We start from the raw sequence: 22196 nt of genomic DNA on the forward strand, positions 1-22196 counted from the left end.
TCATAAAAGATACCGCGCCGGTATCGTCCGGCGCGGCAAAAATTCGGGAGATCATCCATGAACGACATGACGCAGCCGCACATCGTGAAGGGCGGCATTGGCGATTCGCCGAAGCGCGTGGAGGACCGCCGGTTTCTGTCGGGCCGCGGCCATTACACCGATGACATCAACCGCCCGGGTCAGGCCTATGCCGTGTTCCGGCGATCCGACGTGGCGCACGGCAACATCCGCTCGATTGACGCCGGCGCGGCGCGCGCGATGCCCGGCGTGGTGGCGATCTTTACCGGCGAGGATATCGCAAAGGCCGGGATCGGCGGCGTGCCCTGCGGCTGGCAGATCCATAGCAAGGACGGTTCCCCTATGGTCGAGCCGCCGCATCCGGTGCTCGCGCAGGGCAAGGTGCGGTATGTCGGCGATGCGGTCGCGATGGTGATCGCCGAGACCGTCGACCAGGCAAAGGATGCCGCCGAGGCGCTGGTGGTCAACATCGACCCGCTGCCCGCCGTCTCCAACATGGTCGCGGCGACCGCCGCGGGCGCGCCGCTGGTGCATGACGACGCCAAGGGCAATGTCTGCTTCGACTGGCATATCGGCGACAAGGACGCGGTGGATGCCGCCTTCGCCAAGGCCTTCAAGGTGGCGAAGATCGATGTGGTGAACAACCGGCTGGTGCCCAACCCGATCGAGCCGCGTGCGGCGATCGGCGATTTCGACCAGGCGACCGGCGAACACACGCTCTACACCACCAGCCAGAACCCCCATGTGATCCGCCTGCTGATGGGCGCCTTCGTGCTGCAGATTCCCGAGCACAAGCTGCGCGTCGTGGCGCCGGATGTCGGTGGCGGGTTCGGGGCGAAGATTTTCCACTATATCGAGGAAGCGGCGGTGACCTGGGCGGCCGCGCAGGTGAACCGTCCGGTGAAATGGACCTGCGAACGCAGCGAATCCTTCATCACCGACGCCCACGGCCGCGACCATATCACCCACGCCGAGCTGGCGTTGGCCGAGGACGGCGCATTCCTCGGGCTGAGAGTGAAGACGATGGCCAATCTCGGCGCCTATCTCTCGACCTTCGCGCCATCGGTCCCGACCTATCTGTCGGCGACGCTGCTTGCCGGCGTCTATACCACGCCCGCGATCTATTCCGAGGTGAAGGCGATCTTCACCAATACCGTTCCGGTCGATGCCTATCGCGGCGCCGGCCGTCCGGAGACCACGTTCCTGCTCGAACGCCTTGTCGACGTTGCGGCGAAGACGATGGGGATGGATCGTGTCGCCATCCGCCGGCGCAACTTCATCCCGCCCGATGCCTACCCGTATCAGACGCCGGTCGCACTGCAATATGACAGCGGCAATCACGAGGCGACGCTTGCCCGCTGCATGGAACTGGCCGACTGGAACGGCTTCGAGGCACGGCGCGCGGAATCGGCGAAGCGCGGCAAGCTGCGCGGCATCGGCATGTCGACCTATCTCGAGGCCTGCGGCATCGCGCCGTCTGCGGTTGCCGGTGCGCTTGGCGCCAGGGCCGGTCTTTACGAGGTCGCCAACGTCAAGGTGCACCCGACCGGATCGGTAACGCTCTATACTGGCACGCACAGCCACGGTCAGGGCCATGAGACGACTTTCGCCCAGCTCGTTGCCGACCAGCTCGGCGTGCCGTTCGAGCAGGTCGAGATCGTGCATGGCGATACCAGCAAGATCCCGTTCGGCATGGGCACCTATGGCAGCCGCTCGCTTGCCGTGGGCGGATCGGCAATCGTCAAGGCAGTCGACAAGATCATTGCCAAGGGCAAGAAGATCGCCGCTCACCTGATGGAAGCCTCGGTTGACGACATCGAATTCAAGGACGGCAAGTTCACCGTGGCCGGCACCGACAAGTCGAAAGCCTTCGGCGAGATTGCGCTGACCGCCTATGTGCCGCACAACTATCCGCATGACGAACTCGAGCCCGGCCTCGACGAGACGGCATTCTACGACCCGAAGAACTTCACCTTCCCCGGCGGGTGCCATATCTGCGAGGTGGAGGTTGATCCCGATACGGGTGTCGTCACCTTGCTCAACTTCACTGCCGTCGATGATATCGGCCGTGTGATCAACCCGATGATCGTTCATGGCCAGGTGCATGGCGGCGTTGCTCAGGGTATCGGGCAGGCGCTGCTCGAACATGCGATCTATGACGAAGCGGGTCAGCTGCTGTCCGGTTCGCTGATGGATTATACGATGCCGCGGGCAGACAATCTCGTGAGCATCCATGTCGGCACCGAATCGACGATGTGCACGCATAACCCGCTTGGCGCGAAGGGAGTGGGCGAGGTGGGGGCAATCGGCAGTCCGCCGGCCGTCATCAATGCCGTGGTCGACGCGTTGCGTGATTACGGGGTAACGCATGTGGACATGCCGGCCACAGCGCAGAAGATCTGGTCGATCATCAATGCGGCGTCGCCGCGGATGGCCGCCGAGTAACGGAGAGAAGAGATGTACGATTTCAAGTATCAGAAACCGGCTGCCGTGGATGACGCGGTAAAGGCGCTGGCGGCCGATCCCGAGGCCAAGGCGCTCGCCGGCGGCATGACCTTCATCCCCGTGCTCAAGCAGCGCCTGGCGAAGCCGAGCGCGGTGGTGGATCTCGCAGGACTGGGGCTGTCCGGCATCCGCCGCGAAGGTAATACGCTGGTTATCAAGGCGATGACCACGCATCGCGAGGTCGCGACATCGAAAGACGTGGCCGATGCGATTCCCGCGCTCGCGCACCTGGCCAGCCATATCGGCGACCGCCAGGTCCGTTACCGCGGTACGATCGGTGGGTCGCTCGCCAACAACGATCCCTCTGCCTGCTATCCCTCGGCTGTGCTGGCGCTTGGCGCAACCATCCGCACCACGAAGCGCGAGATCGCGGCGGACGACTATTTCCAGGGCATGTTCACCACCGCGTTGGAGCCGGACGAACTGATCACCGAGGTCTCGTTCCCGATCCCCGAGAAGGCGGCTTATGAGAAGTTCCCGAACCCGGCGTCGCGCTACGCGATGGTCGGCGTGTTTGTGGCAAAGAACGCGGGCGGCGTACGGGTTGCCGTGACCGGCGCCGGGAATAATGGTGTTTTTCGCCATACCGCGATGGAGCAGGCGCTGTCGGCGCATTTCGCTCCCGACGCGATCAGCGGCGTGAAGACACCGGAAGAGGATATGAGCAGCGACATCCATGCCAGCGCCGCGTATCGGGCGCATCTTGTGGGCGTGATGGCGCGGCGGGCTGTTGCGGCCTGCGGCTAGCCGGTTCAGGTTGGTATCCGGGAAAGGGCGGCATCAAGCCGCCCTTTTTCGTGATGTAGGGATTGTGACCGTAACGCTGTCCCGTTTTGTTACAACCGGGAATGTGGCGCCCAATTCGCACTTGCTTCAGGACCGACATGTCGTATTGTCGGCATACTTCGCATGTTGCGGAGAGAAAAGCGGAAAACGCGTTTGAACCACAACGTTCCAGGAGATACATCCATGTGGACCAAGCCGAAGCTCGTCGAAATCGCCGTTGGCACCGAAATCAACTGCTACGCCTGCGCTGATCTCGACTGATCTGAACACAAGGTGCCGGAGCCGGTGCCTCGCGCCGGTTCCGGCGATCTATCAAATCCATGAAGATCATCATTCTCGGCGCCGCCGCCGGAGGCGGCTTTCCGCAGTGGAACTGTGCCTGCGGCAATTGCGCGCGGGCGCGTTGTGGCGATCCGGCAGCGAAGCCGCGGACCCAGGCCGCGCTGGCCGTCAGCGTCAACGACTCGGATTATGTGATCTTTAACGCCTCTCCGGATCTGCGCGGGCAGATCCTTGCGACCCCCGCACTTCAGCCTCGTTCCGGACTGCGCGACAGTCCCATTGCGGCAGCGGTACTGACGGGAGGAGATGTCGACTTCACGGCCGGTCTGCTCAATCTGCGCGAGGGGCATCGGTTCGGCCTGTATGCGGGCCGGCGGATTTTTGACTTGCTCGGTGACAGCCAGATTTTCCGCGTGCTGGATGCCGGCCTGGTACCGCGCCGCGAGCTTCCGGTCGATGTGCCGACGCGGCTTGCCAATGGCGCGGGGCAGGATCTCGGAATCACCGTGGAAGCCTTCGTGGTACCAGGCAAGGTGGCACTTTATGCCGAGGATGTGAGCCGCGCGGATTTCGGCTCATCCGAGGGCGACACGATCGGGCTGCGCATTGCCGACGATCATGGCAGGGCGTTCTTCTATATCCCCAGCTGCGCCAGGGTTTCGGAGGATGTGGCAAGACGGGTGCGCGGTGCGGCGCTCGTCCTGTTCGACGGCACGCTTTGGCACGACAATGAAATGATCGAGGCTGGTCTGATGCCCAAGACAGGTGCGCGGATGGGGCATATCAGCGTCAGCGGGCCTGAGGGATCGATCGCTGCGTTCGCCGGGCTCGATGTCGCGCGGAAGGTGTTTGTTCATGTCAATAACAGCAATCCGATGATTCTTGACGACACGCCGGAGCGCGCCGAGGCGGAGCGCGCAGGGTGGATCGTGGCCCATGACGGGATGGAGATCGTGCTATGACGGTGCTGATGAGTCCGGACGAACTGGAAGCCGCGCTCCGCGCAGTGGGTGCGGCGCGGTACCACAACCGCCATCCGTTCCATCAGCTTCTGCACGGCGGGAAACTGGATAAGCGGCAGGTTCAGGCTTGGGCGCTCAATCGCTACTGTTATCAGGCGGCGATTCCGATCAAGGATGCCACGCTGATCGCCCGCACTGATGATTCCGAGTTGCGCCGGATCTGGCGCCAGCGCCTTGTCGATCACGACGGCACGCAACCGGGAGAGGGCGGCATCGTCCGCTGGCTGGCTCTCGCCGAGGGGCTGGGACTCGATCGCGACATGGTCATCAGCGAGCGCCGTGCCCTCCCGGCGACGCGGTTCGCCGTGCGCGCCTATGTCGATTTCGTACGCGACCGCTCGTTGCTGGAGGCCGTGGCGTCGTCGCTGACGGAAATGTTCTCGCCGACGATCATTTCCGAGCGCGTTTCCGGCATGCTTGCCAATTACGACTTCATCACGAGGGAAACGCTGGCCTACTTCAATGCGCGTCTCGACCAGGCGCCGCGCGACGCCGATTTCGCGCTCGACTACGTCAAGCGCCATGCCCGCACGCCGGAGCAGCAGCAGGCGGCCATCGCGGCGCTGACATTCAAGTGCGATGTGCTCTGGGCGCAACTCGACGCGCTGCACCATGCCTATGTCAGCCCGGGGCTGATCCCGCCGGGGGCGTTCGGCCATGATGGTATCTGGTCGTGACACTCACTGCTGACAGCGTGCCGCATCTGCCGCGGCACGTCAGGTTTCGCTTCGATGCAGCACGCAACTGCCACGTCCTGCTCGCCCCCGAGATGGTCATCATGCCGGATGCGATTGCGGTAGCGATTCTCGATGCGGTTGATGGCATAGCCAGCGTCGGCGTGATCGCCGATACGCTTGCTGCGCGCTATGAGGCGCCGCGCGAGGCGGTGCTGGCGGATTGCATCGAGATGCTTAACGATCTCGCGAGGAAAGGGATGATCGCGTCATGAACGATCTCGCACCCGCCACGGTGAATGCAACACGGCATGCACCCGCGCCGCCGCTCGCGATGCTGATGGAACTCACGCATCGTTGTCCGCTCAAATGCCCGTATTGCTCGAACCCGCTCGCCATGGACCGCGCGCGCGACGAGATGAGCACCGAAACATGGAAGCGGGTGATTAGCGAGGCGGCGGCGCTTGGCGCGCTGCAAGGGCATTTCTCGGGTGGCGAACCCATGGTGCGGGACGATCTGGTGGAGCTGGTCCGCCATGCGCATCGCGAGGGACTTTATACCAATCTGATCACCTCGGCGGTGCTGCTCGACAAGCGCCGGATGGATGAACTGGCCGAGGCCGGACTGGATCATGTGCAAATCAGCTTCCAGGGATCGGAGACTGCGTTAGCTGACCATATTGCAGGGTTGAGACATGCACATGTGAAGAAGCTCGCCGCGGCGCGGCTGGTGCGGGGCGCAGGCCTGGCCCTGACGGTGAACGCCGTGATGCACCGGCGCAACCTGCACCAGTTGCCGGCGATGCTCGACCTTGCGGTCGAGGCCGGGGCGCAGCGGATAGAGGTCGCGCATGTACAGTACTACGGCTGGGCGTTGAAGAACCGCGCGGCCCTGATTCCGACCCGTGCGCAGCTCGATGAGGCGACGCGCATCGTCGAGGTCGCGCGTCAGAAGCTCGAAGGCGTGCTGAACATCGACTATGTCGTGCCCGACTATTACGCATCTCGCCCCAAGGCCTGCATGGGCGGCTGGGCGCGGCGGTTCTTCAATGTGACGCCGTCGGGAAAGGTGCTGCCGTGTCATGCTGCGGAAACCATCGGTCATCTGCATTTCGACACGGTTCAGGAGAAGTCGCTTGCCGAGATCTGGGCGCATTCCGAGGCGTTCAACGTCTATCGCGGCACGGAGTGGATGCCCGAGCCATGCAAGGGCTGCGATCGCGCGGAGATCGACTGGGGTGGATGCCGCTGCCAAGCGCTGGCCCTGACGGGTGATGCCGCGGCAACGGACCCTGCCTGCGGCCTCTCGCCGCATCATGCGATGATGAAGGAACTCGCTGTAGCGGAAAGCGCAGCGGGTGCCGAGGATTTCGCCTACCGGATGATTTCGTAGAGCGCCACGGCCGCGGCTGCTGACACATTAAGGCTTTCCATTCCGCCCGGCATCGGCAGCGAGACAAGTTCGTCGCAGGTTTCGCGGGTCAGGCGGCGCAGCCCTTCGCCCTCGGCCCCGAGCACCAGGGCGGCACGACGGTTGCCGATCGCGTCGCGCGACAGATGCGACAATCCTGCCGCATCGAGCCCCATGACCCACAGACCCGCCGCCTTTAGCGCGATCAGCGCCCGAGCGATGTTCACTGTGCGTAGCAGCGGTATCCGTTCCAGCGCGCCGGAAGCTGCCTTGGCGAGTGCACCGCCCTCCTCTGGGGCATTGCGTTCCTGCGCAATGACCATTGCCGCGCCGAAGGCCTGGGCTGAGCGCAGGATCGCCCCGACATTGCGCGGGTCGGTGATCTGATCGAGCACGAGAACCGGGCCCGGACGTTTGAGTGCGTCGTTCAGCGATGGCGGCACCAGGGGATCGGCCTGCAGGGCAACGCCCTGATGCACGATACCGCGGCCAAGCATCTGGTCGAGTCGATCGCGCTCGATCCGCTCGGGTTGAATCGGCCATGGATGCGGCAGGCGCCCGGCGAGTGCGGCTTCGCCTTCCTCGGTAACAACGAGGCGGCGCAGCCTGCGGGCGGGATTCGCAAGCGCCGCCTCGACGGAATGCAATCCATAGAGCCAAAGCCCACCGGCGGATGATGCAGGTCGCCGGTCACGCGGCGCATCGCCTTGTGGCCGCCTGTGAGGATGCGGGCCGCGAGGAAGTTTGTGGCGGCCGCCGTTGCCGGCCTTTCCGTGAGAGTCGCGCTTGTCCATGGCGGCTCTCTAGCCTGCGACCACCGATGTTGACAACGCCGGCGCGATCGAAGATTACGGGCGGCGGAGAGGTGCCCGAGTGGCTAAAGGGGGCGGACTGTAAATCCGCTGGCGCACGCCTACGTTGGTTCGAATCCAACCCTCTCCACCATCTCCCGATGAACTGAACCGGATGGATGCCTTGCAGCTTGCATGGCAAATCGTTCAGTCGTCAATTGTATGCGCGGAAACCCATATATTTCTGGGGTAAAATATCAATCATTATGAAATATAATCGTCAAAAATATTTCATAATGATTGTATTCGATGCGTAATAAAAAATAATTCTGAAAAATTATTCAACAAATTGAATAATCGGAGTTACTCTACGACGCTATAACGCGTTCGCCTTTCGAGGGGAGCTGCGGATGTCTGAGATTCTTGATCCTCGATACTACAGGCTCGTCGCGCCGGTTAACGTATGGGTATGCATAGGCCGGGCACGAGCGGAGCGCTCCGGCGGGCGTGCGGGGGCCATGCATCCAATCTACCTGGCTGCGGGCCTGTTGCCCGGCGATGAACTCGTTGAATACTGGCGTGAGGCCTTCGTGGTCTTCGCCGAGGGGATGGAGCGCTGGCCCGTTCAGTTTGAAACCCCTTTCGATCGCGATGAGGGCATCCGCAATCAACCGACTGTTGGAAAATCGGTTCCGGAGGGAATCCGGCAGTTTTGTCTGCGACCGTTGCCAGGGGGCCCGCGTCACCGGGCACAGGAGCAGGCCCCCGCCGATCAGAACCGGCACCCGGTGCAGGCAAGTCGCGTGGTGCGGCTAGATCCCGACGTGGAAGGTAATCAAGCCCGCATGTTTCGAAGCCCGGTAATGGCGACCCAGTATCTTGCCGGTACGCTGCTGGGCCTCCGTCTGACCGGGCAGTTTCGGCCAGACATTGCCCACCATGCTCCCAAACGGTGGCTTGCCGCATCATGACCGGCACTGTTCCGGCTCACGACCACAGTCGTTGAGACATGACGGCGTCAACTACGGGTAATGATCCGGGCGATGGTCAATGCGTCGCCGAACTGGTCTCCGTGGTGGCGAGCATATCGTGGATCCAGCTAATCGCGGCAGCCACATCGATGCGGCTGCCGGGGTGTGCGGCAGGGCCGGCGATGGTCATGGAAAGGCTTGGCACGGTCTTGGCCTGAGAGACGGCAGGGCGGGCAGCCAGAGTCAGGTTCAGGTGGTCCTGCGCGAGATTGAGGTCGCCAGCCGCGGCCAGCTCGCCGGCCGGGCCACTGAGGGCGGCATGGTCGAGCCGCACTGTGCGCTGGCCAATCGTCGCCGTCAGATCAAGCAGATTGAAGGTGGTCGTTCCCTTGCCAAGCAAACCGCGAAGAGCGTGGGCCGTCGCGATCGGACCAACCGGATGCGGCGCCTGGATGGCCGCGCCGAGTGTCTGTCCGACGCCGGCAAGATCAAGCCCTGAGATCGTGATGCCGTGACTCGACGCGGTGAGACTGCCTGCGAGCGAGCGCTGCCATGCCCGCCCGGAATCGCCCTGGGCCATGAGATTGGCACCGAGATCGACCGTGCCTCCGGAGAGCGGAAGCGCAAGGCCGTGGGTGGCAGCGATTGACGCAACGGCTGAGGCCCGTGCCCCGGTCAGGCTGGCCTGCAGGCTGAGCGTGGCCGGCGTGCTTCCCGCCGCGCCGGTGAGGATCGCGCGGCCCGAAAGCCTGCCGCCAACGACTTCCGCGCGGTTTAGCGTGACCGCGATGCGTGGCGCCAGCTTTCCCTGGTCGAGGGCAAGGCTGAACGACGCGTGCCGTGCCACCGTTTCGCCGAACCGTTCGACCCGTGCCGCGCTGAGGATGGGGAAATTGACGCGTAACCCGCTGCCAAGGGCGGCTCTGGCAGCCCCCTCCAATGCTGGCGGGGCGGGAACCGCCAGCGTATCGGCGGCAATTCTCCCGGAGATCTGTGGAGGACCGTCGGCCAGATCGGCGTTGATCCTGCCTGAAATCGTCAGCGCGCCGAGCGAGGCAACGAAATCGGAGAGGCCCATGTGGCCACCCACGAAGAAACCGGCAGCGCGTAGACTGGCCGACCCAGGGCCGGGCCAGCCGAGTCCGGCATGTTCGCCGAGCAGGTTGGCGCCGCCGAGGCTGCGTATCAACGCCACAGCATTCGGTGCCCGAAGCGTGATCGGACCTACTACGGAACGATTCGTGAGGTCGATCACCGGCGCGGCAGCGGCGTTAAGTGAGCCGAGACGGAGAGCCCACGTCGTCGCCAGCGCCTTCTCGGCGCCATCGGCAGCGATCGCAAGCGAAAAAGGTTGACGGAGCGCCTGGTGCGTTGCCCAGCGGTCCGGCAGACCGAGAATGCGTGCGAGTGCCGTCATTGTGTTCTGTGCGTCCGGCCCGGCCAGAAACAATCGGGCGCCGATCACATCGCCGTTGGCTTTGCGCAGTCCACGACCGAGGAGCAGCCCCCGGCCGAGATGCGCGCTGGCGAGGCGGATATGAACGCCTCCTCCGATGGCAGCATCGTGCAGGCTGGCGTCGACAAGCAGGTCGGTGGCTTCGATTTCAGGCTTTGCGCCTTTTGTGGCGGCAGGAACCGCGAGTTGACGCGCAGTGATCTGCACCGAGCCATCATAGCGTGGCTTTGCGCTCGAAAGGGCAACGGCCAGATGATCGAGCAGCAGATGATCGAGTGTCAGACGGGTCAGATCAAGACGAGCAACTATATGGGCCCGATCGCCTGCGGGGGTGATACGCGCGGCGCCAGTAAAGGCGGGGATCGCGGCGGTCGCGGCTTCCTTGCCCTGCAGATCATCGAGGCTGATCGTGCCGTCTGGTCCCAGGGTCATCCGTCCGTCAACATCGAGCGGACCGGCCCTGGCCGGCCATGACGGCAGGAACGGCAGCAGCGGCCGAAGTGCCGCCACTGTCGCCGCGGGATCGGGGGCGCGAAGGCTGAAATGTCCCGCTGCTGCCGGGCCGAGGGCGCCGGCGAAGCCGAGTTCGGCGTTACCGGGTAGTGTGGCTGTCAACGACTGGGCGCGCAGCGACCGGTCGTCTGCGAGGACCAAAGCGTTGGCTTTGGCGATCGGCACGCCGGCAACGGTGCCCGAAACGTCGAGGTTGGCGGCTACCGGCACGACGGAGCGTATCCGGGCGAGCAGGGCGGCGGCGATTCCGAGGTCGAGCCCATCGCCTTTCGCGGTGATTCGCAGCAGTGGCGCCGGGACGAGGGCCAATGCGCCCTGACCTTCCACCTGAGCCGAGCCGAATTGCGCGGAGACGTTCTCGAACGCGGCCAGGTGCCCGGTTGCCGCAAGCTGGCCGGTGACGTGCAGCGGAGCCGATGATTTCTGCAGTTCGGGCAGAAGCTCCGAAACGGCCTTCTTGTCCGCCGCTATATCGATAACGCCTTCGAGACGGCTATCGTGGCCGAGCGCGCCGTGGAAGGAGAGAGTGGTGAGGGCATCCTTGCCAAGTTTGAGTTCCGCCGTCATCGGGGCGGGGCCATCACTGCCGGTATCATCGACCCTGAGCGCGATCGCGGCCGGGGTTTTGCCGAGCATCGTGGTGCCGCTGGCGGAAATCACGGCCTGCGGGCCGCCGGTGAAGATCGAAAGGTTGGCGTGGTCGAGGCGCAGCGGGCCGATCCTGAAGGTGCCGTCATGCAGCGTCGCGTGCAGAGACCCGAGCCACGGCGGCGGTGCGAGGGCCTCCGCGCCGCCGGGCAGGGGCCAGGGCAGGGTAATGTATGGGTGTTGCAGGGCGAGGCGGGTTGCGCGAAGCCGGCCAAGCAGGAGGGGGCCCGGAGCGAGATCGAGTTTCAGGACGGCTGTCGTTACCTGCGCGCCATGCGGTCCGCCAATGATGACGTTCTCGGCGACCAGTTGGGGATCCGGCAGCAGAGATAGCGTGATCGGCCCCTCGATATAAACCGGCCGGCCGACAACTCCGCTCGCCAGTCGCTCGATCGCGCCTCGATGATAATCGCCGGAGATCAGCCTGGGCCCGTAAAGCGCGGCAGCGCCGATCAGCATGGCAAGACCCAGCAAACCGGCAATGAGAGTGGCACGCCTGCGCGAGGCCCTCTGCCTAGTCCGCTGCTGCTCGCCGTCGCCGGTCATGAAGCCGCTGGTATCAGACCGCGGCGATCCGCGCCACGCCTGCCGCGGTCATCGCCTGCCACGCTGCCGCCAGCGATCCATCCAGATCGATGCCCCGGCAGGCCGGCTCGATCACACGTGCTTCCAGACCGAAGCGCCTCGCATCCTGTGCCGACCAGGCGACACAATAGTCAGTCGCGAGGCCGCAGAGATCGACCCGCTCGATGCCGCGGGCGGCGAGCCAGCCGTCGAGACCCGTGCGGGTTGTCCGATCGGCTTCCAGGAAGGCGGAATAGGAATCGATCAGGCGATTCAATCCCTTGCGCTGGATCACTGCGGCATGGGGAATATGGAGGTCGCGGTGCAGCGCTGCGCCGGGGCTGTCCATCACGCAGTGATCCGGCCAGAGCACCTGCGTTCCGTAGACGAGGGGTATGGTTTCGAACGGAGACCGTCCCGGATGCTGGCTGGCGAAGGAGACATGGTCGGCCGGGTGCCAGTCCTGCGTGATGACGACCGTCTGGTAGTGCCGCGCAAGAGCGTTGATCACCGGCACCACCACGTCGCCATTCGGTACGGCAAGGGCACCTCCGGCGCAAAAATCTGTCTGGACATCGATGACGAGAAGCGCGGTGCGGCTGTCCATATCGTGAAGATAGTCCGCATCGGACCGGCGAGATAGGGGGCGGACGGTTGCCGAAGATGTCCGTTATCGGTAATAATCACAGTTGTTGCCTGCGACGCGGGCGGCGGCGCAGGAGAGGCAGCGACAAGATGGCACATTTCGGGCGAGTAGCGGGAAAGACCGCGCTGGTGAGCGCCGCGGGGCAGGGTATCGGCCGCGCGATTGCCGAGGCGCTGATACGCGAAGGGGCACAGGTGATCGCGACCGATCGTGATCCGAAGCTACTCGACGGGCTGACTGGTGCCGAGACCGTGCAGCTGGACGTGCTGGAGGATACCTCAATCAGAGCGCTTGCGTCCTCGCTGGGCAAGATTCACATTCTGGTGAATGCCGCAGGTTTTGTCGCGCACGGCTCCGTGCTGGAGTGTTCCGAGCGCGATTGGGCCTTTTCCTTCGATCTAAACGTTACCGCCATGTTCCACATGATCCGTGCCTTTCTGCCGGGGATGCTGGAGGGCGGCGGAGGATCGATCATCAACGTCGCTTCGGCCGCCGGGTCCATCAAGGGTGTACCAAACCGTTTTGCCTATGGCGCGTCGAAGGCCGCCGTTGTCGGGCTGACCAAATCGGTCGCGGCGGATTACGTGACGCAGGGCGTGCGCTGCAATGCCATCTGCCCCGGTACGGTGGAGAGCCCGTCACTGCGCGGACGTATCGCGGCCCTTGCCGCGGCTCGCAAAGTCGATGAAGCCGTCATCGAGGCCGAATTCATCGCCCGCCAGCCCATGGGGCGGCTCGGCATGCCGGAGGAGATCGCTTCTCTCGCGCTTTATCTCGCATCCGACGAGTCCCGATTTACCACAGGCGTCGCCCATGTGATCGACGGCGGCTGGTCGAACTGAAGGAACCCGCCATGAGCAGTACCCCGAAACGTCTCCGCTCCACCCAATGGTTCGATAACCCGGATAATCCCGGCATGACGGCGCTCTATCTCGAGCGCTACCTCAATTACGGGCTGACGCGCGAGGAACTGCAATCCGGCAAGCCGATCATCGGCATCGCGCAGACGGGCAGTGACCTGTCACCCTGCAACCGGCATCATCTCGAACTCGCCAAGCGCGTGTCGGATGGAATCCGTGCTGCGGGCGGCGTGCCGATCGAGTTTCCGGTGCACCCGATCCAGGAAACCGGGAAGCGGCCGACTGCGGCGCTCGACCGCAATCTTGCCTATCTCGGACTGGTCGAGGTGCTCTACGGCTATCCGCTGGACGGCGTGGTGCTCACCACCGGCTGCGACAAGACCACGCCGGCGATGCTGATGGGGGCGGCAACGGTGGATCTGCCGTCCATCGTGCTGTCTGGCGGGCCGATGCTGGATGGGCATTTCGAGGGCGAACTGGTGGGCTCCGGCACCGTCGTGTGGGAAGCGCGGCGGCGGCTCGCTGCTGGCCAGCTCGACTACGACAAGTTCATCGACATGGTGGCCGGCTCGGCGCCAAGCGTTGGCCATTGCAACACGATGGGCACGGCATCCTCGATGAACGCGATGGCCGAGGCCCTTGGCATGTCGCTGCCCGGCTGCGCCGCCATCCCGGGGCCCTACCGCGAACGCGCGCAGATCGCCTACGAGACCGGCAAGCGGATTGTCGCGATGGTCCACGAGGATTTGCGGCCGTCGAAGATCCTGACGCGCAAGGCGTTCGAAAACGCGATCGTCTGCGCCTCGGCGATCGGTGCCTCGACAAACTGCCCGCCGCACGTCATCGCCATCGCACGGCATATCGGCGTCGAACTCGACATCAAGGACTGGGACCGGATCGGCTACGAGATTCCGCTTCTGGTCAACATGATGCCGGCGGGCAAGTATCTTGGCGAGTCCTACTACCGTGCGGGCGGGCTGCCGGCGGTGATCGGCGAGCTGATCCGCCAGGGCAAATTCCACGCCGACGCACTGACCGTGAGCGGCCGCAGCATGGGCGAGGAGAACGCCGGGAAGCGCAGCATTGATGCCGACGTGATCCGCAGCTTCGACGATCCGCTGGCCGAACATGCCGGCTTCGCCGTGCTGAGCGGCAACCTGTTTTCCAGCGCGATCATGAAGACCTCAGTGATTTCAGAGGAATTCCGTGACCGCTACATGCGCCGGCCCGGTGATGAGGACGCTTTCGAGGGACGCGCGATCGTCTTCGAGGGGCCGGAAGATTATCACCACCGGATCAACGATCCCACGCTGAACATCGATGAAAACTGCATCCTGGTGATCCGCAATTGCGGACCCATCGGCTATCCGGGTTCGGCCGAAGTGGTGAACATGCTGCCCCCGGACGCACTGGTGCGTCAGGGCGTGAACCAGTTGCCCTGCATTGGTGATGGCCGGCAGTCCGGCACTTCGGGAAGCCCCTCGATCCTGAATGCCTCGCCGGAATCGGCGGTGGGCGGCGGCCTTGCACTGCTCAAGACCGGCGATGTTATCCGCGTCGATCTCAAGGATCGCAGCGCCAACATCCTGATCGACGAGGCCGACCTTGCGGCGCGGCGGGCGGCGTTGACCTTGCCGGACCTGGTCAACCAGACGCCCTGGCAGGAAATCCATCGCCGTTTCACCGGCCAGCTCGAAACCGGTGCTGTGCTGGAGAATGCTCCGCAATATCAGCGCGTCGCCGAGCGTTTTGGTGTGCCGCGCGACAACCACTGATCTTGACCTTGCCGCCGCCCGGAGCTGGCTCCGGGCGGCGGCAAGCCGATTTGCCTAACGCCAGAGGCGGCGGCCGGTGCCATCCGGCCCGCGGAGTGCGTCGCGCGCCGCCTCGATCGCGCCGGGGTTGCCGACGAGCGAGGGCTTCACCACCTCGAAATAGGGCGAGACATCGAAGTCGCGTGGCACGAAGAGTTGATGATCGCGCACGCGGAGAATTTCGGCGACGCAGATATCGCAATCATGTGCGTGCGAGTCGTTTGGGCCGATCATCGGCAGGATCGGATAAAGTACCGACTGGAAGGCTTGTGCGACGAGTGTCGAGCAGATCGCGCGCGTGGGGTCACCGGCGCCGAAGGCGATGAGGCGGCGGCGCAGATGCACCGGCACCGGCGGGGTCGGGATCATGTAGCGTAGAAGATCCAATACGTTCCGCAGATCGTAGCGGGCGCCGCGGCGGGATAGTGCGAAATCGATCACGCGCTGTCGTTCGCTTTCCGACAGGCCGACCGCGCGGCAGATGCGCAGATGATAATCTCTGAATGCTTCGAGCCCCACCATCCGCACGCCCTCGACCACATCGGCTTCGATGAAGCACGGTTCGGGAGGCGTATCCGGCAGGCGCCGCCGCAGGCCGACATAAAGCGCGACGTGCGACCAGGTGGACTGGGTCAGATACTTGATGGCGATGCTGAACCGGCTGTGACCCTCTACCAGCACCACGTCGGCGGGTTGGAGACAGGCAACAAGCTGGCCGATATCCGTTGCCGGGGCGATGGCGTGGCCGTGCGTGGGAGCGGACAGAAAGCGTGCAAGCCGGGTACCGATCCAGCCGGCAACGCGGTTCATCAGTGGCGCTGACCTTGCGCGCCGTATCGCGCCATGTGCGCTCCTCCCGGTGTCGTATTCCGACGGATTATCCAGAGCAAATCATAAGCCGCAGCGAAGGCTTGAATCAAAGGAAAGAATGACCGGCGGCGTTCAACTTCCGGGGTTTGCCAGTTCTTCGAGAATGGGGCAGTCCGGCCTGTCACTGCCATGGCAGCTTTCAACGAGGCGCCTCAGCTCCGCGCTCATGGAATGTAGCGCCGCTGCTTTCGCCTCGAGTTCGGCGATATGGGCAACGGCGATGGCCTTCACGTCGCGAGAGGGGCGGTTACGGTCGCGCCAGAGCGAAAGCAATGCCCGGATATCGACGATGGCAAAGCCGAGGTCACGGGCGCGGTGAATGAAGCGCAGCTCGTGCACCAACCGCTCATCGTAAAAACGGTAATTGTTGGCTTCGCCGCGCAGCGGCGGCGTGATCAGGCCGATCCGTTCGTAATGGCGGATCATCTTGGCCGAAACGCCGCTCCGCGCCGCGGCCTCGCCGATCGTGATCTCCGTCCGGGTCATGCTGCCGCCTCACGCTACATGAGGTCAGCCATGGCTGACCTCATCCTCCGTACGATGCTTCTGACCTACCACCATATAAACCGCGGGCAGCACGAACAACGTGAAAAGTGTGCCTATCGAAAGGCCTGCGGCGATCACCATGCCCATGTTGAACCGGGCGGCCGCGCCGGCGCCGCTGGCGATGATCAGCGGCAGTACGCCCAGCACCATGGCTGCCGTGGTCATCAGGATCGGCCGCAGCCGGATGCCAACCGCGTGCTCGATCGCCTCGCGCTTGGTCATGCCGGCGAGTTGCGCTTCGTTCGCGACCTCGACGATCAGGATGCCGTGCTTGCTGATCAGTCCCATCAGCGTGACCAGACCCACCTCGGTATAGATGTTCAGGCTGAGCCCGAAGCCGAGATAGATAAAGATCAGCGCGCCGACGATGGCCATCGGCACCGAAACCAGAATGATGAGCGGATCGCGGAACGAATTGAACAGTGCCGCGAGCGCAAGGAAAATCACGATCACCGCGAAGCCGAATGTCGCGAGGAAGCCGCCCTGTTGCTGGATGAACTGACGCATCGGGCCGCCGTAATCCACCTCGTACCCGCTCGGAAGATCCTTCGCCGCGATCTGCTGCAATACCTTCACCGCCTCGCCGGTGGAGACGCCCGGCGCTGCGACACCCTGGATCGTTGCGGCGTTCAACTGCTGAAAGTGGTTGACGGATTCCGGGATGACCTCATTGCGGATGGTTGCGATCGCGCCAAGCGGGATCGGGACGCCGTTGATGTTGGCGACCGGATAGTCGAGCAACTGTGACACGTTCAGCCGGCTTGCCTGGGTGACCTGCGGGATCACCTTGTAAGAGCGGTTGTCGAGGCTGAAATAATTCACGTAAAGCCCGCCAAGCGCCTGTGCCATCGCGGCGCCAACCTGACTCATGTCGAGCCCGAGAGTGGCCGCCTTGGCACGGTTGATCACGACGGTGGCCTGCGGCTGATCGATCTTCAGGTCGCTTTGCAGGAAGATGAACTTGCCGGTCTTCAGCGCTCCGGCCAGCACTTTCTGCGCCACGCCGTTGAGGGCGCTGAACGGATCGGTCGTCTTGATCACGAACTGCACCGGCAGACCCTGCGAGCCAGGAAGCGGTGGGGGCTGGAATGCGACAATCTGTTGGCCGGCGACACCCTCTGCCGCCTGCTTCTGGATTTCGTTCTGCAATGCAGTTGCCGACTTCGTCCGTTCCGTCCAGGGTTTGAGGACCATGCCGGCGATCGCGAAGGTCGGCGTTTCGAACTGGAAGGTATGGCCGACCGACTTGTGCGACATCATCAGCCGGTTCAACTCCCGGTCCCAGAGCAGCTTCTGCTGGAGGGTGGCATTCGGCGCCGAGGTCGAGGAGAGGATCACCACGCCCTGGTCTTCCTGCGGCGCGAGTTCGCTCTTCGCCCCGGCGGCGAGGAAATAGATGCTGCCGAGCACGATGGCGCCGAAGACGAGCGTGACCGGCAGGGTGCGCAGACTGCCGCGAAGCATCCGCATGTAGCGCCGATGCACCGTGTTGAAGAGTTTGTCGATGAAGTGAACGAGGCGGGCTTCCCAGTCGGTGCCGTCGCGCGGAATGTGATGCAGCAGGCGGGAGGAGAGCATCGGCGAGAGGGTGAGCGCGATGATCGCCGACACCGTCACCGCCGAGACCAGGGTAAAGGCGAACTCGGTGAACAGGGCGCCGGTCAGACCGGACTGGAAGCCGATCGGCACATAGACCGCGGCGAGAACGACGGTCATCGCAATGATCGGATTGGCGAGTTCGGCGGCGGCGTTGATCGCGGCGTGCAGTTTCGTTTCGCCGTTGTCGAGATGGCGGTTGACGTTCTCGACAACGATGATCGCATCGTCCACCACGAGGCCGATTGCCAGCACGAGGGCCAGCAGCGTCAGCAGATTGATCGAGAAGCCGAGCATCAGCATTGCCGCGAATGTGCCGATCAGCGAAAGCGGGATCGCGATCACGGGGATAAACACCGATCGCGGCGTGCCAAGGAAGGCGAAAACCACGAGCACGACAATCAGCAGAGCCTCGATCAGTGCCGCGACCACCTCATGGATCGAGGCGTTCACGAAGGCCGCCGAGTTGTAGACAATCGCGCCGTCGAGCCCTGCTGGCAACTGCTTCTGGATTTCCGGGAAGCGCTTCTCGACGCCGCTGATTACCGAGAGCAGGTTGGCGGCGGGTGCTACCTGGATGCCGATATAGACACCCGGCTTGCCGTCGAAGGCGACTTCGGCATCATAGCTGTCGGAGCCGAGCTTCACCCGCGCCACATCGCCGAGCCGCACGATTGCGCCACCCGACTGCTTGACGATCAGACGGCGGAACGCGGCGGCGCTGTGCAGCGAGGTCGATGCCGTCAGCGTATCCTGGGTCATCGTGCCCTTGGTGTTGCCAAGCGCGCTGATAAAATCGTTGCCGGCAAGCGCATCGTAGACATTGGTCGCGGTCAGGCCATAGGCCGCGAGCTTCGCGGGCTCCAGCCAGATCCTCATCGCAAAGTTCTGCGCGCCAAGAATCTCCGCCGTCTGCACTCCCGGCACCGACTGCAACTGCGGTTGCACGACTCGGGTGAGATAGTCCGTGATCTGGTTCGGTGACAGGACGTTGCTCTTGAAGCCGATATACATGGCATCGAGCTGCTGGCCGACCTGCAGCTTGAGCTGGGGTTGCTGTGTACCCGACGGCAACTGGTTCAAAACCGACTGGATCTGAGCCTGGATCTCGGTCAGCGCCTTGTCCGGATTGTAGTTGAGGATGAGGAAGACCTTGATCGTGCTGGTCGAGGTCTGGCTCTGCGAGGTCATGTAGTCGATGCCGTTGACCTGTGCGATCGCATGTTCGATCGGCGTCGTCACGAAGCCGGCAATGGTGTTCGGGTCGGCGCCCGGATAGGTGGTGGTGATCGTGATCGTCGCGTTCTCTGTCTTCGGATATTCAAGGACAGGAAGCCCGGCGAGCGCGCGCAGACCGAGCACGAGGATCGCGGCGCTGACCACGATCGACAGCACAGGCCGCCGGATGAATAGGGTCGTGAGATTTTTCATGGCGTGCGCTTATTCGTTCGGCACGGAGGGATTGGGCAGGTTCTGCGGCAGGATCTTGTTGTTGATCGCGACAGGTGTGCCGTTTTTCAGCTTCATCTGGCCCGCGACCACGACCTCGTCGCCCGATTTGAGGCCCTTGAGCACGGCGACCTGATCGCCGCGCGTCTGTCCCAGGGTCACGAAAACCTGTTCGGCAGACTTGTGCGTCTTGCTCCGCTTGTCGGGCTTCACGAGAAATACAGTATCGCCGTAAGGATTGTAGGCAATTGCCGTCTTCGGCAAGGTGATTTCGTTTTGCGGCGCGCCGACATCAATGCTGACCCGCGCGAACATACCGGGTCGGAGTTCCTCATGCGGATTGGTCAGCACCGCACGGATTTGGATCATGCGCGTTGCTGTCCCGACGGCGGAATCGAGCGCCGTGATCTTTCCTTTGAACTCGATGCCGGGGAATCCGTCCACGGAAATGTCGGCCTTCATGCCCGGCCGAATCGTCCGCAATGCGGTCTGCGGCAGGTAGAAATCGACGGCGATCGGGTTGAGCTGCTCAAGCGTGGCGATGGTTGTGCCAGCGGCGAGGAACTCACCGATATCGACGGCGCGAATGCCGATTCTGCCGGAGAATGGCGCGTAAATCCTTTTCTCCTGCATCAGCGCCTTCTGGCTGCGCACCTGCGCTTCGGCGCTGGCGAGATTGGCCCGGTCAGTATCGACAGTCTGCGCGCTCACCGCCCGTGCCTGATACTGGGCGAGATCACGCCGATAGGTGATCGCGTCGAGTTTTGCCGTCGCTTCCAGCTGTGCGAGCACGGCATCGTCGTTGTTCGGACGAAGGGTGAGCAGGAGCTGGCCTTTGTTCACGTCCTGGCCCGATCTGAAGTCGATCGTGTTGACGATGCCAGCGACCTGTGCCGAGAGAGCGGCTCCCTGAAGCGCCACGAGGCTGCCGGTGGCCGTCTCGGTATTCTGGAACGGTGTTTCCTTCGCGACCATGGTCGCGACCGTCTGCGGCGGGTTCTTCAGCGTGGCGATAAATTTCGCGATCATCACGTCGCGGAACGCGCCGAAGCCGAAGATCGCGCCGAGCACGAGGGCCGCAAGCACGAGCATCACGATCATGCGCAGCAGGATCGAGGGTTTCTTCGTCTTGTGCTCGGGTGTTTCGCTGGCGGTTCCGGGGGCGGGCGCCGTCATGGCAATACTCCACAGCAGGTTTCGACTTGCTTCTTCACGTCATGCCGGTGCCACCAGCCGCCACCGAGAGCCTGGAACAGCGCCGCCGTATCGGCATAGCGCTGGGCAGTGGCCTTGATGCGGGTGATGACGGCCGATTCGTAGGTTTGCTCGGCGGTCAGCACCGAGGTGTAGGGCACGCCGCCGAGGCGGAACTGACGCTCGATGAGATTGAGGCTGCGCTGCGCGTCGTGCTCGGCCGCAGTGTCCGCCGCAAGCGCGATGGCGTCGTAATGCAGGGCTTCCAGTGCGTCCGCCACGTTCTGGAAGGCGAGTACGACCGTGTTCTCATAGGTCTCGGCAGCTGCCTTCATGGTCGCAACAGCGGCGCGGCGCTTGTAGAACAGCGTGCCACCCTCGAAGAAGGGCTGGGTGATGCCGGCGGCAAGATTCCACAACAGGGTCTGCGGAGCGAACAGGGCCTGGCCGTCCAGCGCTTCATGGCCGATGCCGGCGGAAAGGGTGATTTGCGGCAGCATGTTCGCGGTGGCGACGCCGACCTGCGCCGTGTCCTGGTGCAAGACCGCTGCCGCCTCGCGAATGTCTGGGCGCTGGCGTACCAGCGCGGAGGGGAGGCTCACCGGCAGGCTTTCCGGCAGCGCGAGATCGGCCAGGGTGAAATCGGCTGCGTGGAAGCGGCTCGGAGGAACTCCTTCATAGGCTGCGAGCTGGTCCCGTGTCTGCGCGAGCTGCTTGCGCAGAGGCGGTAGTGTTGCTTCTGTCTGGGCCAGCTGGGTGCGTTGGGTGATCGCGTTGGTTTCGGGAATGCCTCCAAGCGCCACCTGACGGTCGAGAATGTCGAGCAGTCCTTTCTCCGCGCGGATGATCCGCTCCGTCGCCTCGATCTGGGCGGTCAGCGAAGCTTCGGTAACCGAGGCGGTGACGATGTTGGCAGTGAGCGAGAGATAGGTAGCCTCAAGTGCGAATCGCTGCTGTTCGGCCTGAGCATGCAGGCTTTCGACTTGCCTCCGTGTGCCGCCAAACACGTCGGGCGCATAGGATACCGCGACGGAGGCGTTGCGCAGCGAATAGGTGAGGCCGGCGCCGGCAGAGCCGAGGCCCGTCGTTCCCAGTCCGCTGCGCACTCGTTCGGCCTGGAAACTTCCAGAGATTGAAGGGAAAAACCCGCCTTCGGCTGCTCGGGCGGTGTCGCGTGCGGCCAGCAGGGTGTACTGGGCCGATTTCAGGCTCGGATTGTTCGCCAGAGCCTTACGGATCAGCGTATCAAGTGGTTTCGAATGGTAGAGCGTCCACCATTCGCCAGCGATTTTCTGGCCGATCACGAGATGCTGCGCAGTTCCTCCTGCGCCGGAGGTCGAAGCCGTGCTGTTGGGCAGTCGGCTTGTGGTGTAGCTATGCAGCTTCGGGGCCGCGGGCTGGTGATAGTTCGGGCCGACCGCGCAACCCGCGAGCAGCGTGGTGCCGAGCAGAACCGTTGCCAGCCGGACGCGGCGATGAAGCAGGATATCGGAAAAGTTCATGATATGCAGTACCTGGCGTGCCTGAACTGAACGCGGACAGAACCGCCAGCCTGCACGCGGGAGCCTCCTCAGTGGACA

The 22196-nt window shown here is 63.7% G+C and carries 18 protein-coding genes and 1 tRNA gene; 11 read left to right on the forward strand and 8 right to left on the reverse strand.

All coding sequences use genetic code 11. The features are described 5' to 3' along the window. The first annotated feature begins 57 nt into the window (after window positions 1-57). The 7 genes from ACRY_RS02825 to pqqE all read left to right on the forward strand — a co-directional run bounded on the left by ACRY_RS02825 (window position 58) and on the right by pqqE (window position 6680). The gene (locus ACRY_RS02825; protein WP_011941260.1) at window positions 58-2463 is read left to right on the forward strand and encodes a xanthine dehydrogenase family protein molybdopterin-binding subunit; all 2406 of its coding nucleotides are present in this window, start codon (window positions 58-60) and stop codon (window positions 2461-2463) included. Window positions 2464-2475: 12 nt separating this feature from the next. Further along, window positions 2476-3270: an FAD binding domain-containing protein gene (locus tag ACRY_RS02830; RefSeq protein WP_007422719.1), complete on the forward strand. Its 795-nt coding sequence runs from the start codon at window positions 2476-2478 to the stop codon at window positions 3268-3270. 222 nt (window positions 3271-3492) lie between these two features. Then, the gene (gene pqqA / locus ACRY_RS20560) at window positions 3493-3570 is read left to right on the forward strand and encodes a pyrroloquinoline quinone precursor peptide PqqA (RefSeq protein WP_013639178.1); all 78 of its coding nucleotides are present in this window, start codon (window positions 3493-3495) and stop codon (window positions 3568-3570) included. A gap of 59 nt (window positions 3571-3629) precedes the next feature. Continuing rightward, entirely contained in the window at window positions 3630-4553 is a 924-nt protein-coding gene (pqqB, locus tag ACRY_RS02840; RefSeq protein WP_011941261.1) for a pyrroloquinoline quinone biosynthesis protein PqqB, read from the forward strand. Beyond that, window positions 4550-5290: a pyrroloquinoline-quinone synthase PqqC gene (pqqC, locus tag ACRY_RS02845; RefSeq protein WP_007422717.1), complete on the forward strand. Its 741-nt coding sequence runs from the start codon at window positions 4550-4552 to the stop codon at window positions 5288-5290. The genes pqqB and pqqC overlap by 4 nt, the downstream gene beginning before the upstream one ends. After that, complete coding sequence (gene pqqD, locus ACRY_RS02850) at window positions 5287-5562, forward strand: pyrroloquinoline quinone biosynthesis peptide chaperone PqqD (protein WP_011941262.1); 276 nt, start codon at window positions 5287-5289, stop codon at window positions 5560-5562. Before pqqC ends, pqqD begins: the two co-directional genes overlap by 4 nt. Further along, entirely contained in the window at window positions 5559-6680 is a 1122-nt protein-coding gene (gene pqqE / locus ACRY_RS02855) for a pyrroloquinoline quinone biosynthesis protein PqqE (protein WP_011941263.1), read from the forward strand. The genes pqqD and pqqE overlap by 4 nt, the downstream gene beginning before the upstream one ends. Here the strand turns inward: pqqE and rlmB are convergent. Then, the gene (rlmB, locus tag ACRY_RS02860) at window positions 6662-7492 is read right to left on the reverse strand and encodes a 23S rRNA (guanosine(2251)-2'-O)-methyltransferase RlmB (RefSeq protein WP_011941264.1); all 831 of its coding nucleotides are present in this window, start codon (window positions 7490-7492) and stop codon (window positions 6662-6664) included. The two genes, pqqE and rlmB, sit on opposite strands and share 19 nt — an antisense overlap. Before the next feature lie 65 nt (window positions 7493-7557). Between rlmB and ACRY_RS02865 the strand changes: the two genes are divergently transcribed. Together ACRY_RS02865 and ACRY_RS02870 are read left to right on the forward strand one after the other, a co-directional pair. Further along, window positions 7558-7643: transfer RNA gene (locus ACRY_RS02865), tRNA-Tyr, on the forward strand. 256 nt (window positions 7644-7899) lie between these two features. Next, window positions 7900-8460 (forward strand): hypothetical protein, encoded by a 561-nt coding sequence (locus tag ACRY_RS02870; RefSeq protein ID WP_011941265.1) that lies wholly within the window; start codon window positions 7900-7902, stop codon window positions 8458-8460. A 76-nt stretch (window positions 8461-8536) separates the two neighbouring features. Here the strand turns inward: ACRY_RS02870 and ACRY_RS02875 are convergent, their stop codons facing one another. Continuing rightward, window positions 8537-11623 carry an AsmA-like C-terminal region-containing protein gene (locus ACRY_RS02875; RefSeq protein ID WP_231295320.1) on the reverse strand — a complete coding sequence of 1029 codons (3087 nt, stop codon included), beginning with the start codon at window positions 11621-11623 and terminating at the stop codon, window positions 8537-8539. Window positions 11624-11636: 13 nt separating this feature from the next. Next, window positions 11637-12248: a bifunctional nicotinamidase/pyrazinamidase gene (pncA, locus tag ACRY_RS02880; RefSeq protein WP_011941267.1), complete on the reverse strand. Its 612-nt coding sequence runs from the start codon at window positions 12246-12248 to the stop codon at window positions 11637-11639. Window positions 12249-12376: 128 nt separating this feature from the next. Between pncA and ACRY_RS02885 the strand changes: the two genes are divergently transcribed. Beyond that, window positions 12377-13129 carry an SDR family oxidoreductase gene (locus ACRY_RS02885; protein ID WP_007422711.1) on the forward strand — a complete coding sequence of 251 codons (753 nt, stop codon included), beginning with the start codon at window positions 12377-12379 and terminating at the stop codon, window positions 13127-13129. An 11-nt stretch (window positions 13130-13140) separates the two neighbouring features. Further along, entirely contained in the window at window positions 13141-14922 is a 1782-nt protein-coding gene (locus ACRY_RS02890) for an IlvD/Edd family dehydratase (protein ID WP_011941268.1), read from the forward strand. Between the two features lie 54 nt (window positions 14923-14976). On the opposite strand, the gene ACRY_RS02895 is transcribed toward ACRY_RS02890, so the two are convergent. From ACRY_RS02895 to ACRY_RS02915, 5 genes are all read right to left on the reverse strand, one after another. Then, window positions 14977-15771, reverse strand: a complete 795-nt coding sequence (locus ACRY_RS02895) for a YiiX/YebB-like N1pC/P60 family cysteine hydrolase (protein WP_007422709.1) — start codon at window positions 15769-15771, stop codon at window positions 14977-14979. Window positions 15772-15903: 132 nt separating this feature from the next. Continuing rightward, on the reverse strand, window positions 15904-16317 hold the full coding sequence (cueR, locus tag ACRY_RS02900) for a Cu(I)-responsive transcriptional regulator (protein ID WP_007422708.1): 414 nt from the start codon (window positions 16315-16317) through the stop codon (window positions 15904-15906). 24 nt (window positions 16318-16341) lie between these two features. Then, the gene (locus tag ACRY_RS02905) at window positions 16342-19404 is read right to left on the reverse strand and encodes an efflux RND transporter permease subunit (RefSeq protein WP_011941269.1); all 3063 of its coding nucleotides are present in this window, start codon (window positions 19402-19404) and stop codon (window positions 16342-16344) included. Window positions 19405-19413: 9 nt separating this feature from the next. Next, window positions 19414-20598, reverse strand: a complete 1185-nt coding sequence (locus tag ACRY_RS02910) for an efflux RND transporter periplasmic adaptor subunit (RefSeq protein WP_011941270.1) — start codon at window positions 20596-20598, stop codon at window positions 19414-19416. Then, a complete protein-coding gene (locus tag ACRY_RS02915) occupies window positions 20595-22118 on the reverse strand; it encodes an efflux transporter outer membrane subunit (RefSeq protein WP_035185359.1) in 1524 nt (507 codons plus the stop codon). The genes ACRY_RS02910 and ACRY_RS02915 overlap by 4 nt, the downstream gene beginning before the upstream one ends. Window positions 22119-22196 lie beyond the last annotated feature (78 nt).

The organism is Acidiphilium cryptum JF-5 (genome assembly GCF_000016725.1).
Classification (GTDB): Bacteria; Pseudomonadota; Alphaproteobacteria; order Acetobacterales; family Acetobacteraceae; genus Acidiphilium; species Acidiphilium multivorum.